Origin of the sequence: Streptomyces actuosus, from assembly GCF_016921115.1 — a bacterium.
In the GTDB taxonomy this organism is placed as follows: Bacteria; Actinomycetota; Actinomycetes; order Streptomycetales; family Streptomycetaceae; genus Streptomyces; species Streptomyces actuosus_A.
The window spans coordinates 290,593-305,482 of record NZ_JAFFZS010000001.1; the positions used below are offsets into that span (position 1 = coordinate 290,593).

At 76.4% G+C, this 14,890-nt stretch carries 18 protein-coding genes; 13 read left to right on the top strand and 5 right to left on the bottom strand.

Translation table 11 applies throughout. The annotated features are described in order from the left end of the window. Positions 1-34 precede the first annotated feature (34 nt). On the top strand, positions 35-319 hold the full coding sequence (locus tag JS756_RS01295) for an acyl carrier protein (RefSeq protein ID WP_205380996.1): 285 nt from the start codon (positions 35-37) through the stop codon (positions 317-319). 329 nt (positions 320-648) lie between these two features. On the opposite strand, the gene JS756_RS01300 is transcribed toward JS756_RS01295, so the two are convergent. Then, positions 649-1,512, bottom strand: a complete 864-nt coding sequence (locus JS756_RS01300; protein WP_205380997.1) for a CBS domain-containing protein — start codon at positions 1,510-1,512, stop codon at positions 649-651. A gap of 177 nt (positions 1,513-1,689) precedes the next feature. Between JS756_RS01300 and JS756_RS01305 the strand changes: the two genes are divergently transcribed. The 11 genes from JS756_RS01305 (at position 1,690) to trxA (ending at position 11,266) form a co-directional block, all read left to right on the top strand. Beyond that, positions 1,690-2,514, top strand: a complete 825-nt coding sequence (locus JS756_RS01305) for a hypothetical protein (RefSeq protein WP_205380998.1) — start codon at positions 1,690-1,692, stop codon at positions 2,512-2,514. Next, positions 2,487-3,413, top strand: coding sequence for a hypothetical protein (locus JS756_RS01310; RefSeq protein ID WP_205380999.1), 927 nt, complete (start codon positions 2,487-2,489; stop codon positions 3,411-3,413). The genes JS756_RS01305 and JS756_RS01310 overlap by 28 nt, the downstream gene beginning before the upstream one ends. After that, positions 3,397-4,809, top strand: coding sequence for a V-type ATPase 116kDa subunit family protein (locus JS756_RS01315; RefSeq protein ID WP_205381000.1), 1,413 nt, complete (start codon positions 3,397-3,399; stop codon positions 4,807-4,809). Before JS756_RS01310 ends, JS756_RS01315 begins: the two co-directional genes overlap by 17 nt. After that, a complete protein-coding gene (locus tag JS756_RS01320; RefSeq protein WP_205381001.1) occupies positions 4,806-5,228 on the top strand; it encodes an ATP synthase subunit C in 423 nt (140 codons plus the stop codon). Before JS756_RS01315 ends, JS756_RS01320 begins: the two co-directional genes overlap by 4 nt. 2 nt (positions 5,229-5,230) lie before the next feature. Further along, a complete protein-coding gene (locus JS756_RS01325) occupies positions 5,231-5,452 on the top strand; it encodes a hypothetical protein (protein ID WP_307790199.1) in 222 nt (73 codons plus the stop codon). After that, positions 5,449-5,976, top strand: coding sequence for a V-type ATP synthase subunit E family protein (locus JS756_RS01330; protein ID WP_205381309.1), 528 nt, complete (start codon positions 5,449-5,451; stop codon positions 5,974-5,976). Before JS756_RS01325 ends, JS756_RS01330 begins: the two co-directional genes overlap by 4 nt. Then, the gene (locus tag JS756_RS01335) at positions 5,964-7,709 is read left to right on the top strand and encodes a V-type ATP synthase subunit A (protein ID WP_205381002.1); all 1,746 of its coding nucleotides are present in this window, start codon (positions 5,964-5,966) and stop codon (positions 7,707-7,709) included. Before JS756_RS01330 ends, JS756_RS01335 begins: the two co-directional genes overlap by 13 nt. Then, the gene (locus tag JS756_RS01340; protein WP_205381003.1) at positions 7,706-9,115 is read left to right on the top strand and encodes a V-type ATP synthase subunit B; all 1,410 of its coding nucleotides are present in this window, start codon (positions 7,706-7,708) and stop codon (positions 9,113-9,115) included. The genes JS756_RS01335 and JS756_RS01340 overlap by 4 nt, the downstream gene beginning before the upstream one ends. Positions 9,116-9,119: 4 nt before the next feature. Next, a complete protein-coding gene (locus JS756_RS01345) occupies positions 9,120-9,743 on the top strand; it encodes a V-type ATP synthase subunit D (RefSeq protein ID WP_205381004.1) in 624 nt (207 codons plus the stop codon). 263 nt (positions 9,744-10,006) lie between these two features. Then, on the top strand, positions 10,007-10,306 hold the full coding sequence (locus tag JS756_RS01350; RefSeq protein ID WP_240203092.1) for a hypothetical protein: 300 nt from the start codon (positions 10,007-10,009) through the stop codon (positions 10,304-10,306). Between the two features lie 588 nt (positions 10,307-10,894). After that, positions 10,895-11,266, top strand: a complete 372-nt coding sequence (trxA, locus tag JS756_RS01355; RefSeq protein WP_205381005.1) for a thioredoxin — start codon at positions 10,895-10,897, stop codon at positions 11,264-11,266. A 73-nt stretch (positions 11,267-11,339) separates the two neighbouring features. Here trxA and JS756_RS01360 read toward each other — a convergent pair whose 3' ends face one another. After that, positions 11,340-11,927 carry a rhodanese-like domain-containing protein gene (locus tag JS756_RS01360; protein WP_205381006.1) on the bottom strand — a complete coding sequence of 196 codons (588 nt, stop codon included), beginning with the start codon at positions 11,925-11,927 and terminating at the stop codon, positions 11,340-11,342. 81 nt (positions 11,928-12,008) lie between these two features. On the opposite strand from JS756_RS01360, the gene JS756_RS01365 reads away from it, so the two are divergent. After that, positions 12,009-12,296 (top strand): metal-sensitive transcriptional regulator, encoded by a 288-nt coding sequence (locus tag JS756_RS01365; protein ID WP_205381007.1) that lies wholly within the window; start codon positions 12,009-12,011, stop codon positions 12,294-12,296. A 19-nt stretch (positions 12,297-12,315) separates the two neighbouring features. On the opposite strand, the gene JS756_RS01370 is transcribed toward JS756_RS01365, so the two are convergent. From JS756_RS01370 to JS756_RS01380, 3 genes are read right to left on the bottom strand one after another with little or no spacing between them, the layout of a single operon-like run. Further along, positions 12,316-13,062 carry a sulfite exporter TauE/SafE family protein gene (locus JS756_RS01370; RefSeq protein ID WP_205381008.1) on the bottom strand — a complete coding sequence of 249 codons (747 nt, stop codon included), beginning with the start codon at positions 13,060-13,062 and terminating at the stop codon, positions 12,316-12,318. Next, positions 13,059-13,448, bottom strand: coding sequence for a rhodanese-like domain-containing protein (locus JS756_RS01375; protein WP_205381009.1), 390 nt, complete (start codon positions 13,446-13,448; stop codon positions 13,059-13,061). The genes JS756_RS01370 and JS756_RS01375 overlap by 4 nt, the downstream gene beginning before the upstream one ends. Positions 13,449-13,500: 52 nt before the next feature. Continuing rightward, positions 13,501-14,868: an MBL fold metallo-hydrolase gene (locus JS756_RS01380; protein WP_205381010.1), complete on the bottom strand. Its 1,368-nt coding sequence runs from the start codon at positions 14,866-14,868 to the stop codon at positions 13,501-13,503. Between the last annotated feature and the right edge of the window lie 22 nt (positions 14,869-14,890).

Genomic DNA, 14,890 nt, shown 5'->3' on the forward strand with positions numbered 1-14,890 from the left:
GCGACGAGGAAGTGCCCGAGGAAATGGAGGAGCCATGAGTGGGACGAGGTCCTTGGACAGCGCCGAGGCGCTGACCGTCGTCCGGGAGTCCATCACCGCGGTCGTCCCGGACGCCGACTTCACGCGGGTGCGCCCGCACGACAGGTTCCGCGACGTGCTGGAACTCGACTCGCTGGACTTCCTGAGCCTGGTGGAGATCCTCTCCGAGCAGGCGGGCGTACCGATCGACGAGGACGACTATCCGCGGCTGACCACCCTCGCCGACTCGGTGGAGTTCCTGGTGGAACGGACGAAGCAGTACGAACAGAGCCGCCGGTAGCCGTGGCGGTGCGTTTCGCGGGCAGGGCCGCGCGCCGGGGGACGGGGAAGCGCGGCCGGGGGACGGGGAAGCGCGGCGGAACGGGCGGCGGCCGTCACGGGCGCGGGCGGAGAGGGAAGGGCCGGCGCGGGAGGCGACCGGGGCGGGTGGGCCGAGAGCGGGGAAGGGCGCGGAGGCGCGGGAGGCAGTGGTGCCGCGGGCACGGGCAGGGCGGCGCCCGGACACGCGGGTCGCCCGCCCCGCCGACGAGCGGAGCGGGCGATCGTGGGCCCGGCCCGGAAGGTTCCGTCCCGGCCGTCCCGGGTCCCGGCCCGGCACGCGCCCGCGGGTCACACCGCGGTCAACCGGTCCTCCACCCCGGTCACGTCCGGAATGTCGGCCACGGCCCGCGTCAACCGCGGGATCAGTGCCTCGTCCAGCGAGCCGGTGAGCGTGACGGTGCCGTTGCGGACACCGACGGTCACCCGCGCGGGGTCGATGAGCAGTTCGTCGCGCAGGACGCGCGAGCGGATCTCCGCCCGGATCGCCGCGTCGTCGCGGACGAGCGCCTGGAGCAGCTCGTTGCGGCTGACGACCCCGGCCAGCCGGCCCTTGTGGTCGACCACGAACACCTGCCTGACCCGGCGGCGGGCGGCCATGCGCGCCGCGTCGACCACGCCGGTCCAGGGGTGGACGGTGAGGGGCGGTGTGGTCATCAGGGACGCGGCCGTCGTGCCCTCCGCGCCGGGGTGCTGCCGCCGGCCGAGCAGCCTGCCGAACAGGCCGGGCTCCTCCTCGGGGCCCGCGAGGGATGCGACCCGGGCGAGGAGATCGGACTCGGCGACGACACCGACGACGCGCCGGTCGTCGTCGACCACCGGCACGGCGCCGGTCCTGCGGCGGGCCAGCATCCGGGCGATGTCCGGCAGCGGAGTGTCCGCGGTCACCGTGACCACCGAGCGCCGCATCAGATGGTCGACCTGGAGTGCCGTGCCCGTCCGCGCCCCTTCGGCGGCGCGACGCGCCGCGCCGGCACCGGGCTGCCCGGCGGGCGTCGGTGTCGCGGTGTCCGCCGTGTGCGACGCCATCGCCTGGAGGTAGCGCACCATCAGCTCCTGGCGGAACTCGTCGGCCGGTCCCGGCGTGAAGGAGGGAAGCGCCCGGCGGGCCTCGACCGCCGCCGTGCCCCGTTCCCGTGTGTCTCGGTCGTCCATGGCAGCCTCCCTCGAAGCGGGCCGCTCCGGGCCCACCTCCACCATGGCGCCGCCCCGGGGACGCGGACAGGGCCGCCCGGCCCCGCCGCCAGGTCGACCGGCCCTTACCCGCTGCTCGGCGCCCTCCGTACGGTGAGAGGACGCCACCGCGGACACGTCGTCGCGCCGGGAGGTCCCATGCCTCGGTTCCGCGAGTTCCTCTCCCGCTTCCGGCCGGCCGGCTCGCCCGGCGCAGCCGTCGCGGGAGCCGTTCCCGCCGACCGGTCCGCCGAGCTCGCCGCGGAACTGCAGCCGGTGCTCGCCACGCTGGACGACGCCGTGCGGGAGGCGGCGGACCTCCGCGAGACGGCGGCCCGCGAGGCCACCGCGCGGACCCGGGCCGCCGCGGAGGAGGCGGACCGCATGGTGCGCACCGCACGGGCACGGGCTCCCCGGGTCCGGGAGGAGACCGCGGCCCGCCTCGCCCGGGCAGCGGAGGAGGAGACCCTGCGGGCGGAAGCCGCCGCCCGGACGGCCGTGCGGGAGCTGCGCGAGCGGGCCCGCGAGCGGACCCCCGACCTGGCGGCCCGGCTGGTGGCGCGGGTGGCCGGCGATCCGGCCGGTGACCGGACACCGCCCCCGAGCACCCCGGTGGACGCGCCGACCGACACGCCGCCCCACCCGGCGGACGGTCCGCCGGGCGACACGCCTCCCCACCCGGCCGACGGCCCACCGGCCGGCACGGCACACGACGCGCACGACGAGGTGGGGGACGTGGGCGGCGCCCGGGCGGCGGACGCACCGGGCGTCCCGCCGGCCGGCCATCGGGCGGACCCGGCGAGCGGCGCCCCGACAGATGCGGCCGGCTCGCCTCCGGACACACCTTCGGACCCGCCGCCGGACACGGCGGCCGACCCGCCGCCGGACCCGCCGTCGGACCCCGCCGCCGACCCGCCCGGCCACGGGTCGGCCGGGTCCCCGTCCCGGGAGGCGCCGTGGGCGCACGATGGGCCGCCGGAGTGACCCGGGCCAGGGCGATGGCGGCCGGGCGGGCCGGGGCCGAGGCAGCGCGGCGGATGGCTGACGGCCCGGCCCTGGCGGACTCCCTGCGCGCCCTGGCCGGCACCCCCTACCGTCGGGATCTGGACGTGCGGGCGGAGGCCGGCGAGGCCGCGCGGGCGGTCACCGCGTCCCTGGTGTGGCAGCTGCGGGTACTCGCCGGCTGGCAGCCCCGTCCCGGTGCCGCCGCCGTACGCCTGCTGGCCTCCCGGTTCGAGATCGACAACACCCGGGACCATCTGCGGACGCTGGACGGAACGCCGCAGCCGCCGCCGCTCCGGCTCGGAGCACTGTCGACGGCCTGGCCGCGGCTGTCCCGGACGACGTCCGCGGCGCAGGTGCGGGGCGTACTGGCGTCCTCCGTGTGGGGGGACCCCGGCGGCGAGAGCCCGGCGGCGCTCCTGACCGGGATGCGGCTGTCGGCTGCCGCGCGCACCGCGGCGAACGTACCGCCGGCCGCCCGCTGGGCGGCGGGTGAGGCGGCCCTGCTGACGGCGCGGGAGGTCTTCGTGAGCGGGGGCGTGCTGACCGCGGCGGCCTCCGCGCACGCCTCCCGGCTGCTGGGCCGCGCCGCGGTGCGCGCCGCGGACTTCGACGGCTTCCGCGGCCGGCTGCCGTCGGCGGCCCGCTGGGCGCTGGCGTCCGTCGACCGGCCCGAGGACCTGTGGCGGGCCGAGGCCCGCTGGTGGACGGAGGTCGAGCGGGACGGGCTGCGGCTGCTGCACGGGGCCGGCCTGGACCCGTCACCGGTGGTGGGAGCCACTGCCGTGCTGAGCGCCGACGCCTGGCGGGTGCGCGCCGCTCTGGAGTGCGCCGCACACGGCGGCCGGGCGCGGGAGGCGTTCGATGAACTCCTGGGCTGACTCCTGGACACCGACGCGGATGCGGCGGGTGGCGGTCGTCGCCCCGCGCGGCTCCCTCCGGGACGTGCTGGTGCGCGTCGCCGACGCGGGCTGCGTCGAACTGGACGGCGCCGGGGCCACCGAACGGGAGGGGCAGGGCCCTGCCGCCCGCCGCCTCCGCTCGCTGGGCACCGCGGCCGCCGGACCGCTGCTGTCCCCCGCGGCGCCCGACCTGGACGCCCTCGGAGCGGACGGCCGCGCCGATCTGCTGGCGGGCGAGGCCGAACTGGAGGCCTACCGGGACGCCGCGGTGGAGCGCGGCCCCCTGACGGCGCTGGCCGGCTGGTGCCCCGCGGCGGAGCTGCCGCGGCTGCGCGCCGTGTTGGCGGGCACCGAGGGCGCCGTCGTCACGCTGCGGGCGCCGCGCGGCATCGACCCGCCGACCCGTCTGCAGGACCGGGGCCCGGTCCGGCGCTCCCTGGTGCCTCTGGTGCGGACCTACGGGACCGTGCCGTACACCGACCTCGACCCCACGCTGCCCGCCGGTCTCGCCTACGTCGTGATGTTCGGGTTGATGTTCGGCGACGCGGGGCACGGCATCCTGCTGCTGCTCGGCGCGCTGCTGCTCCGCTCGGGGCGCCTCGCCCGATGGCCCGGCTTGCGTCCTGCCTGGCCGTTCCTCGCCGGTGCGGGCGTGGCGAGCATGCTGGCGGGTGTGGCGTACGGCGAGTTCTTCGGCCCGACCGGTGTCCTGCCGGTGCTGTGGCTCTCCCCGCTGGACGAGCCGCTGCGGCTGCTGGGCAGTGCCGTCGCGTTCGGGGCGGTGCTGCTGGCCCTGTCGTATGCGGCGGGCATCGCCAACCGGTGGCGCGAGGGCGGACCGGGCCGGGCACTGTACGCGGCCTCCGGCATCGCCGGTGCCGCGGTCTTCCTCGGGCTCGCGGCCCTCGCGGGCGGACTGGCGCTGCGCGCCCCGGTGCTCGCCGTGGCGGGCGCGGTGCTCACGCTGACCGGACTGGCGCTGGCGGGGACCGGACTGTACGCGGCATCGGGCGGCGGCGGGGCCGGGGTCATGCAGACCGGCGTCCAGCTGTTCGACGTGGTGGTGCGGATCGGTTCGAACACCGTGTCCTTCGCCCGGCTCGCAGCCTTCGGGCTCACCCATGCGGCGCTCGGCGGCATCGTCTGGCAGGGCACCACGGCCCTGGCCGCACACGGTCCCGCGGCGGTCGTCGCGGCGGGGGCCGTGTTCCTCCTCGGCAACGCGCTCGCGTTCGCGCTGGAGGCGCTGGTGGCCGGGGTGCAGGCACTGCGCCTGGAGTTCTACGAGCTGTTCTCCCGGGTCTTCGACGCCGAGGGCCGACCGTTCCGGCCCTGGCACGTGCCCACCTTCCACGGCACAGAGGTGACAACATGACCACTTGGCTGATCGCGCTGCCGATACTCGTCGCGGTCTTCGCCGCCACCCGCCTGCTTCTGCGGCGCCGCAGCCGGGCCGTGCTGCGGTCGGTCCTCGCAGTGGACGGCGTCCTGTTCGCCGGGGCCCTGGCCCTGCTGCTCGTCGCCCTCGACGGCGGCCCGGCCCAGGCCGACGCCACGGTCGCCGCCGCACAGAGTTCGGGGTCGAACTCGGCGGCCCTCATCGGCGCCGCCATCGCGGTGGCCGGGGCGTCCATCGGCGCGGCCATCGCCGTGGCCTACACGGGCGCGGCGGCGCTGGCGGCGCTCAGCGAGCGTCCCGAACTGTTCGGCCGGGCGATGGTCATCGTCGGTCTGGCCGAGGGCATCGCCATCTACGGTCTGGTGGTCGCCATCATCCTGATCGGGAAGGCCTGACCGTGGCCGGTGTGGCGGCGATCGGCGAACGGCTTCGCGTCCTCGGCCTGACGACGGCCGGTGTGCTGGTGCTGCCGGCCGAGGACCCGGACGCGGTGCGCGCGGCGTGGCGGGGGCTGCCCGGGGACACCGGGCTGGTCCTTCTCACCCCGGCGGCGGCCGATGCCCTCGGCCCGGAGCTGGTGGACGCCGGGCCCGTGCTGACCGCGGTGATGCCGTCATGAGGACCGCCCTGCCACCGCAAGCCGCCGCGGCGCTCGGCCCGGTGCGGGCCGGGCTGGTCCGGGACGCCCGCGCCGACGCCGAGGCACGGCTGGCCGCGGCGGACGAGGAGTCGGCGGCGCTGCTGCGCGAGGCGGAGTCCCGGGCGGCGGAGATCCTCGCCGAGGCACGGCGGCAGGGCGCGGCCGATGCCGACGCCGCCCGCGCCGCCGCACGGGTGCGCGCCCGCCGGGCCGCCCGGGCCGGGGAACTGGCGGCGCGCCGGGAGTGCTGGGAGGAACTGTGCCGGCAGGTCGTGCAGGGTGTGCAGGCGCTGCGCGGCACCGAGGCCTACCCGGCGCTGCGGGACCGGCTCGCCGAGCACGTGCGGCGCGAGCTGGGCGACCGGGCGCAGATCGTCGAGGCGCCCGGAGGAGGGGTGACCGGCCGGGCGCCCGGCCGCCGCATCGACTGCAGCCTGGCCGCGGTGGCCCGCCGGGCGCTGGAGCACGCCGGGGTGGAGGTGGAGGAGCTGTGGGCGCCTTGACGCACACGCCGCACGGCACGGGCCGCATCCTGCGGGTCGCGGGCCCGCTGGTGGAGGCGGAGGACGTGGGCGGCACCGCGATGCACGACCTGGTGGCCCTGGGCGAGGCGGAGCTGCCCGGGGAGGTCGTGGCCATCCGCGACGCGCAGGTCACCGTCCAGGCCTACGAGTACACCGGGGGCCTGGTGCCGGGGATGCCGGTACGGCCGCTGGGCAGGCCGCTGTCGGCCCCGCTGGGGCCCGGCCTGCTGGGCGGGATCTTCGACGGGCTGCTGCGTCCCCTGTCGAACGCGGGAACGTGGCTGGAACCGCGACCGGTCGGCGGGGACGCCGCCCCGGCGGACGACTTCGCGTACGTGCCCGTGGCCGCCGCGGGAGCGGTCGTGGAGCCGGGCGACGTGCTGGGCGAGGTCCGCGGCGCCGGCCCCGTACCGGTGCGGATCCTGGTGCCGCCGGGGTGCGCCGGGCCCGTCGGGAGGGTGGCCGGCGCCGGACGGCACCCGGCGGACGCGGTGGTGGCGACGGTGGCGGGCACCGAGGTCCGGATGACCGCGCACTGGCCGGTCCGCACGCCGCGGCCGGTCCGGGAGCGCCAGGGCGCCGGGCGGGCGCTGCACACCGGGCAGCGGGCCATCGACCTGCTCTTCCCGGTGGCCCTGGGCAGCACGGTCGCCGTGCCGGGCGGCTTCGGCACCGGCAAGACGATGCTGCTGCAGCAGATCGCGAAGTGGTGCGACGCCGACGTCATCGTGTACGTCGGCTGCGGCGAGCGCGGCAACGAGATGGCCGACGTGATCGACGAGTTCGGGGCGCTGACCGATCCGCGGACCGGCGGGCGGCTCGCCGACCGCACGGTGATCATCGCGAACACGTCGAACATGCCGATGATGGCGCGGGAGGCCGGCATCCACACCGGGGTGACCGTCGCCGAGTACTTCCGGGACATGGGGCTGGACGTCGTCGTCATCGCAGACTCCACCTCCCGCTGGGCGGAGGCGTTGCGGGAGTTCGCCTCCCGTACCGGCGACCTGCCCGCCGAGGAGGGCTACCCGGCGGGCCTGGCCTCGGCCGTCGCGGCGTTCTACGAGCGGGCGGGCGTGGTGACCACGCTCGGCGGACGCCGGGGTTCGGTCACCGTGATCGGTGCCGTGTCCCCGCCCGGCGGCGACATGGCGGAGCCGGTCACCGCGCACACCCAGCGCTTCGTGCGGTGCCTGTGGACGCTCGACCGCGACCTCGCCTACGCCCGGCACTATCCGGCCGTCTCCTGGGCGGAGTCGTTCTCCCGCGACGCGGAGAACCTGGGCACCCACCTGGCCGCCCACGGCGACCCCGCCTGGCCGGGCCGGCGGGCCCGGGTCGCGGCCCTGCTCGCCGAGGCCGACCGGCTCGCGGACCTGGTGGACCTCCTCGGCATCACCGCCCTGCCCGACCAGGAACGCGTCAGTGTGCTGGGCGGTCGGCTGGTCCGGGAGGGAGTGCTGCAGCAGAGCGCCCTGTCGGCCCGCGACGCGCACAGCGGGGCGGGCAAGACGGCGGCGCTGGCGGAGGCGGCGCTGGCGGTGGTCGACCGCTGCCGGGAGCTGGCGGACGCGGGCGTCCCGGCGGCCCGCATCGAGGAGGTCGACTTCTCGCCCGTGCTGCGGGCCCGCGAGGAGGCGGGCCCGGACGATGCGGCGGCGGTGGTGGCGCTCGGCGAGACCATGCTGGCCCGTCTCGGGGAGGTGGCATGAACGCGGACGGCGGGACCGGGGCCGTGGATCCGGGCCGGGTGGAGTTCACGTCGGTGCGTGAGCTGCGCGGCCCGCTCGCGGTCGTCGACAAGGTGGAGGGCGTGGGATGGGACGAGTTCGTGGTCCTCACCTGCGAAGGGGCCGGGCAGCGGCACGGCGTGGTGCTGGAGGTCGACCGCGGCACCGCCGTCGTGCAGGTCCTCCAGGGCACCGCGGGGATGGACCCGGCCCGCACCCGGGCCGCGTTCACCGGGTCGCCGCTGCGCATCCCGGTGGGCACCGGCTGGCTGGGGCGGGTGTGCAACGGGCGCGGCGAGCCCCTGGACGGCGGTCCGCCCGTCTTCGGGGCGGTCACCTCCGCGGTCGGCGGGAACCCCCTCAACCCGGTGCGCCGGGAGCCGCCGGCCGAGCCGGTGCTGACGGGCGTCAGCGCGATCGACGCGCTCACCACGCTGGTGCGCGGGCAGAAGCTCCCCGTGTTCTCGGCCGCGGGCCTGCCGCACCTGGAGCTCGCCGCCCAGATCGCGGCGCAGTCCACAGCGGGCGGGGAACCGTTCTGCGTGGTGTTCGCCGCCATGGGCGTCACCCACGCCGACGCCGGGTTCGTCCGCGACGCGCTGGAGGAGCGGTCGGCCGCAGGCGAGCTGGTGCTGCTGCTCAACACCGCCGACGACCCGGTGATCGAGCGCATCCTCACGCCGCGGATCGCACTGACCGTCGCCGAACACCTGGCCTTCGCCCTGGGCCGCCACGTCCTCGTCGTGATGACCGACATGACGAGCTACGCCGAGGCCCTGCGGGAGGTGTCCGCCGCGCGCGGCGAGATCCCCGCCCGCCGCGCCTACCCCGGCTACCTGTACAGCGACCTGGCATCGCTGTACGAGCGCTGCGGCCGGGTCCGCGGACTGCCGGGGTCGGTGACGGTGCTGCCGGTGCTGACCATGCCGGCCGGCGACATCACCCATCCCGTGCCGGACCTCACGGGCTACATCACCGAGGGCCAGGTGGTCCTCTCCCGCCCTCTGCACGCGCGGGGCGTGTATCCGCCGGTCGACGCGCTGTCGTCGCTGTCCCGTCTGATGCGCAAGGGCGCGGGGCCCGGCCGGACCCGCGCGGACCATCTCGACGTGGCGGCCCAGCTGCTGTCCGCTCTGGCACGGGCCCGCCAGGTCAGGGAACTGGCCGACCTGGTCGGGCTGGCGGCGCTCAGCGCCACCGACCGCCGCTACCTCGACCTCGACGAGGCGTTCGGCAGCCGGCTCGTGGACCAGCGGCGCGACGAGTCACGCACGCTGGAGGAGACCCTGGAACGCGCCTGGCAGGTGCTGCTGACGCTGCCGCGCAGCCAGCTGACCATGCTGCCGGCCGGGCTGCTGGACGCGCACGACGCACCGGAGAGCGGGTGATCCCATGGCGGACCTGCGGGTCACGCCCGGCCGGGCCGGCCGGATGCGGCTGCGCCGCAGCCTCGACGCCGCCACCCGCGGCGCGGATCTGCTCGACCGGAAGCTGCGCATCCTGCGTGCCCGTCACGAGGAGCTGCTGCGCGCCGAGCGCGACTGCGCGGAGCGGTGGCGGCGGCGGTTGCGGGAGGCGGAGGTCTGGCTGCGGCGGGGCCTGCTGCTGAGTGGGGAGGACGCGCTGGACGTGCCGGAGGCAGGACAGCATGCCACGGTCGACGTGGCCTGGACGTCCACGATGGGTGTGCGGCATCCGCTCTCCGCCGTGTGTGTGGTGCCGGAGCGGGACTCCGCGGCACCGGCACCCGCGAACACCGCGCTGGCCCGCGCCGAGTCCGCCTACGCCGACGCGGTGCGGGCCGCCGCGGAGTACGCCGCGGCCCGGGCCGCGGCCCGGGCGCTCGGTGAGGAGATCCTCACGACCCGGCGCCGGACGCGCGCCCTGCGGCGCCAGTGGATCCCCCGTCTGGAGAACGCCCTCGACCGCACCGACGCCCTGCTGGAGCAGGCCGAGCACGAGGACGCGGTCCGCCGACGCTGGGCCGCGGGGCTCTCCGACACGGACGGGACCTGAGGGTCCCGGGGGCGCTGCGCCGCCCGTGGCGGCGGCCTCGGGAGAGCGGGGTCGGGGGTGCTGCCGACCCGGAACCGGGGGCCGTCCCGGGTGACACGGGACGTGCCGGGAGACACGAGGAAGTGCCGGGAGACAAGGGGATCTCCCGCGGCCCCGGGAACAAGACGGCCTTCGCCGGCGCTGTCCCTGATACCCCGTCGGGTATGCCGGTCGCCGGTCGCCCACCGGGGACCACGATCGACCGGTACAGGAGCGTGAGAGTGATGACTGCCCGCGGACATGACCGGATCCCCTCGGACGGGGACGGCTCCCTCGTGACCACGTGCGGACGCAGGATCGCCGTGCGCTGCCTACGGCTCGCCCCCGCGGAGCGACCCATCGGGCGGGTCGCCCTCGACGTGGGCCGGGACCAGGGCGACGAGCCGGGCGTGTGGGCGTCGCTCACCGCCGGTGAGGCCCGTGACCTGGCGCGACTGCTCCTGGTGCAGGCAGGCTTGGCCGAGCGCGGCCCCGAACCTCCGGGACCGGCGCGGGACGGCGCTCCCGCCGACACCGACGGCTGACCCCCGCAGGCCGCGCCATGCGACGTCCGGCGCCCGACCCCCACCGGCCGCCGCGCGCGGGTTCCCCAGGAGGTTCGACCCCCACCGCCCGCGGCATGCGGTTGCCGCAGCCCCCGCCCTGGACCGCCCGCAGCATGCGGGCCTCCGGGACCGGCGCGGGACGGCGCTCCCGCCGACACCGACGGCTGACCCCCGCAGGCCGCGCCATGCGACGTCCGGCGCCCGACCCCCACCGGCCGCCGCGCGCGGGTTCCCCAGGAGGCTCGACCCCCACCGCCCGCGGCATGCGGTTGCCGCAGCCCCCGCCCTGGACCGCCCGCAGCATGCGGTTGCCGCCCCGGCCCCGGGCTGTGCCGAACGCCGTGTTCGACGCCATCGATCCGGGCGCCCGACGGCGGGCCGTCGAACAGCGGCCCGTCGTACGGCACCACGCCGCCCGTCCGGCCGCGGCGCCTCGCGTGCGGATCTCCCCCTCGGCCGTCCGGCCCCGCGCGGATGCGCCCCGGCACCCGGGCGGAACAAACCCGGCCACGCGGCGGTTGAACCGAGCAGATACCCCACCGGGTATAGGGAAGGAGAGGGAGCGCCATGCCGACCGTGGAACTGACCAAGGAGAACTTCGAGGAGACCGTGACCGGCTCCGAGATCGTGCTCATCGATTTCTGGGCCGCCTGGTGCGGGCCCTGCCGGATGTTCGGCCCGATCTACGAGAAGGCGGCCGAGGGCCACCCGGACATCGTGTTCGGCAAGGTCGACACCGAGGTCCAGCCGGAACTCGCCGGGGCGTTCCAGATCTCGTCCATCCCCACCCTCATGGCGATCCGCGACCGGACGGTGCTGTACGCGCAGCCGGGCGCCCTGCCACCGCAGGCGCTGGAGGATCTCATCGCCCGGATCCGGTCGGTCGACATGGACGACCTCCGCCGGCAGGCCGCCGCGGGAGCGGCGGGGCGGGGCTGACGCTCCGGCCACACGCGTCAGGGCACCCACGCGCATCGCGTGGGTGCCCTGACGCGTGCGTCGGACGCCGGGGTCAGCGGTCGCGCAGAGCGGCGAGCACCGTCTGGAGGTCGGCCGCGCGGGGGCGGTTGTGGGGCAGCTTGCCGAGGACGGCCGCCATGCCGCAGGTGTCGGTGAGGGCCGAGAAGACCAGGCCGCCCGCCACTCCTGCCGACAGCAGCTGGAACGCCGGATGCACGAGCAGGCCGAGCACGAGCCCGAGGATCACCAGGGCGCCGGCGGTGAAACGCACCTGGCGTTCCATGCTCCAGCCGGCCCGGGTGTCACAGGCCACGGGCCGGTGCAGGTCGTGGCCCGCGGCAGCCCAGGCTCCGGTGCCGCCGGTGAGGGTGGCGGTGGCGATGCCCTGCCCCGCCAGGACCCGGCAGGCGTTCTCCGAGCGGGCGCCGGAGGCGCAGACGACGAGGACGTCACCGAGCCCGGCGGCGTGCCGGATCTCCGGCAGGGCCCGGCGGAGGCTGTCGAGGGGGATGTTCAGAGCGCCGGGCAGGTGCCCGGAGGCATACTCGGCAGGCGTGCGCACGTCGATGACGGTGAGTTCGTGCAGTCGCGTACGGGCCTGGTCGGCACCGAAGGCGACAGGGGTGGGTGCGGGGGTCATGGCAGGTGTGATCCTTGTTGGTCGACGGCGTCCCGAACCGGGACGTAGAGTACCCCTCGGGGTATTTTCGGAGGAGTGGTCGTGGAACTGGAGCTCGAAGGCGCGAACCTGAAGGCCGTGCTGAACCGTTTGCGCCGCGCGCAGGGTCAGATCTCCGGCGTGATCCGGATGATCGAGGAGGGGCGTGACTGCGAGGACGTCGTCACGCAGCTCGCCGCCGCCTCCCGTGCGCTGGACCGGGCCGGTTTCGCGATCATCGCGACGGGGCTCCAGCAGTGTGTGGCGGACATCGAGTCCGGCCGCAAGAACGGCGAGGACAGCGAGGAGATGCGGGCACGCCTGGAGAAGCTGTTCCTGTCCCTGGCGTGAATCATGCGGGGCGGGTCCCTCAGGCCACCGCGTCGACGAGCATGAAGGCCGCCACGGCGAGCAGCACCAGGGCGAAGATCCGCTGGAGTGCGCGCCCGGACAGCTTGGTCGCCAGCCGCTTGCCGTCCCAGGCGCCGAGGATCGCGGCGCCGACGAAGGGGGCGACGACCGCCCAGTCGACGCCGTCGGCCGCCCCGGCGCGAGTCGCCAGCGCGGCCAGCGAGTTGACGGTGATGACGAGCAGGCTGGTGCCCACCGCCTCACGCATCCGCATGCCGAGGACGTTCACCAGCGCCGGTACGGCGAGGAAGCCGCCGCCGACGCCGAGGACGCCGGTGACGGCGCCGAGTCCGGCGCCCGCCGCCGCCGCGCGACCCGGCCGCACGGTCACGGGTTCCTCGGCGACGGGGCCGGATCGCAGCATGCGCAGCGCGGCGACTCCGGCGAGCAGGGCGAAGGCGGCCGTCAGGATGCCCGCCGGGATGCGGCCGGCGAGCGCGCCGCCCAGCATCGCCGGGCCGATGCCGGCCGCGGCGAACAGCAGCCCCGTACGCCATCGCACGTTCCCGTCGCGGGCGTGCGCGGCGAGGGCGGTGACCGAGGTGGCGGTGACGATGAGCAGGCTCGCGGTGGTGGCCGCGACCGGGGTGAAGCCGAGCAGGTAGATCAGGGCGGGGACGGCCAGGACACTGCCGCCGCCCCCGAGAGCGCCGAGGGCGAGGCCCACGACGGCTCCGGCGGCCAGGGCGAGGAGAAGCACGCTCACGCTATGGTGCCCGTCCCGCCGCGCCCGTCGACCACCGGCAGTCCCGCCGCGGCCCAGTCGCGCATGCCGCCGATCACGTCGACGGCGTCCGCGCCGCGCGCCACGAGCAGCTCCGCGGCTCGCTTGGAGCGGTTGCCCGAACGGCAGATGACCACGACGGGGCGCGCCTGCGCCTCACCGGGCAGTCCCGTCCCCGCCGCCAGTGCCGCGAGCGGCAGGTGGACGGCACCGGGAACGTGACCCGCCTGCCATTCGTACGCTTCCCGGACGTCGAGCAGGACGGCGTCCGCCCCCTCGACTGCGGGCTGCCCGTGGCCGGTGCGCGCGGCGGCCTCCTGGACGGTCACCCGCCCCGTTCCGCCCGTACGGCGTCGGAAGATGCTCATGGTGTTTCTCGCTCCTGTCGTTGTTGTCGTCGGGTGAGCCGCGGTGGGCGCCTCACGGGGTGCGGAGGGCGAGGCCCGCCTCGGCGGCGGCGTCGAAGGAGTCGTCCACGGCGACGACGTCGCGGGCCGCGGCGTCCAGGAGGCCGGCTGCGACGGCGGCGCGCATGCCGCCCGCGCAGTGCACCCACACCTCGCCGTCGGGGATCTCGTGCAGCCGCCGGGGCAGGGCGTGGATCGGGATGTGCACCGAGCCCTCCACGTATCCGCCCGCGCGCTCCGAGTCACGGCGGACGTCGAGCACGACGACGTCCTCGGCCTGCTGCCGGCGGGCGAGGTCGGCGAAGGTGCCGCGCGGGAAGGAGGCCGGGCTCTCGCCCGCCGGTACCCAGTCGGCCGGACCTCCGGTGGCCGCGGCGGCCGGGCGGTCGATGCCGACGCGCACCAGCTCGCGCTGAGCGGCGGCGAGCTGCTCGGGCGACTCGGCGAGCAGGGTGACCGGCCGGCCCCAGGGAATGAGCCAGGCCAGGTACGTCGCGAGTTGTCCCTCCGCCTCGAAGTTGAAGGACCCGGCCACGTGGCCCTCGGCGAAGGCGACGCGGTTGCGCAGGTCCACCACCCACTCCCCCGCGGCCAGCCGGGCGGCGATCTCCTCGGCGTCGGCGACCGCGGGCGGGGTGAGGTCCACGGGGCGGGGTCCGGCGGCGTTGACCGGGCCCATGTGGGCGTAGTAGGCGGGGATGTCGTCCAGACCGGCCAGCAGGTCGGCGACGAAGGTGTCCACGTCCCGGGTGAGGGCCTCGTTGGACACCTTCTCCTTGCCGATGGTCGTGGCGCTGCCCTCGGCCTGGGCAGAGGAGCAGAAGCTGCCGAAGCCGTGCGTGGGCAGCACCGCGGTCTCCTCGGGCAGTTCGTCTGCCAGCCGGTGGGCGGAGGCGTGCTGGGCCCGGGCCAGCTGCCGCGTCAGCCGCGGCTCGACGAGGTCGGGGCGGCCGACGGTACCGATCAGCAGCGAACCGCCGGTGAACACCGCGACCGCCGCGCCGCGCTCCTCCAGGACGTAGGACGTGTGGTGCGGGGTGTGGCCGGGCGTGGCCACCGCCCGCAGCTCCAGTCCGGCGCCGGTGTCGATGTCGGCGCGGTCTCCGTCGTGCACCGGCACGCGCGCGAAACCCACTCGGGCCCCGGCAGGGACGAGGTAGTCGGCGCCGGTGACGCGGGCCAGCTCCAGTCCGCCGGTGACGTAGTCGTTGTGCACGTGGGTCTCGACGACGTGGGAGATGCGCACACCGCGCCGGGCCGCCGCCGCGATCACCTGGTCGATGTCGCGGGGCGGGTCGACCGCCACGGCCGTCCGCTCGCCGCCCGCCAGATAGCTGCGGTTGCCGAGGCCCGGCACCTCGATCGTGTCGATGAAGAACACGGAGTACTCCCTTCCACTGAAA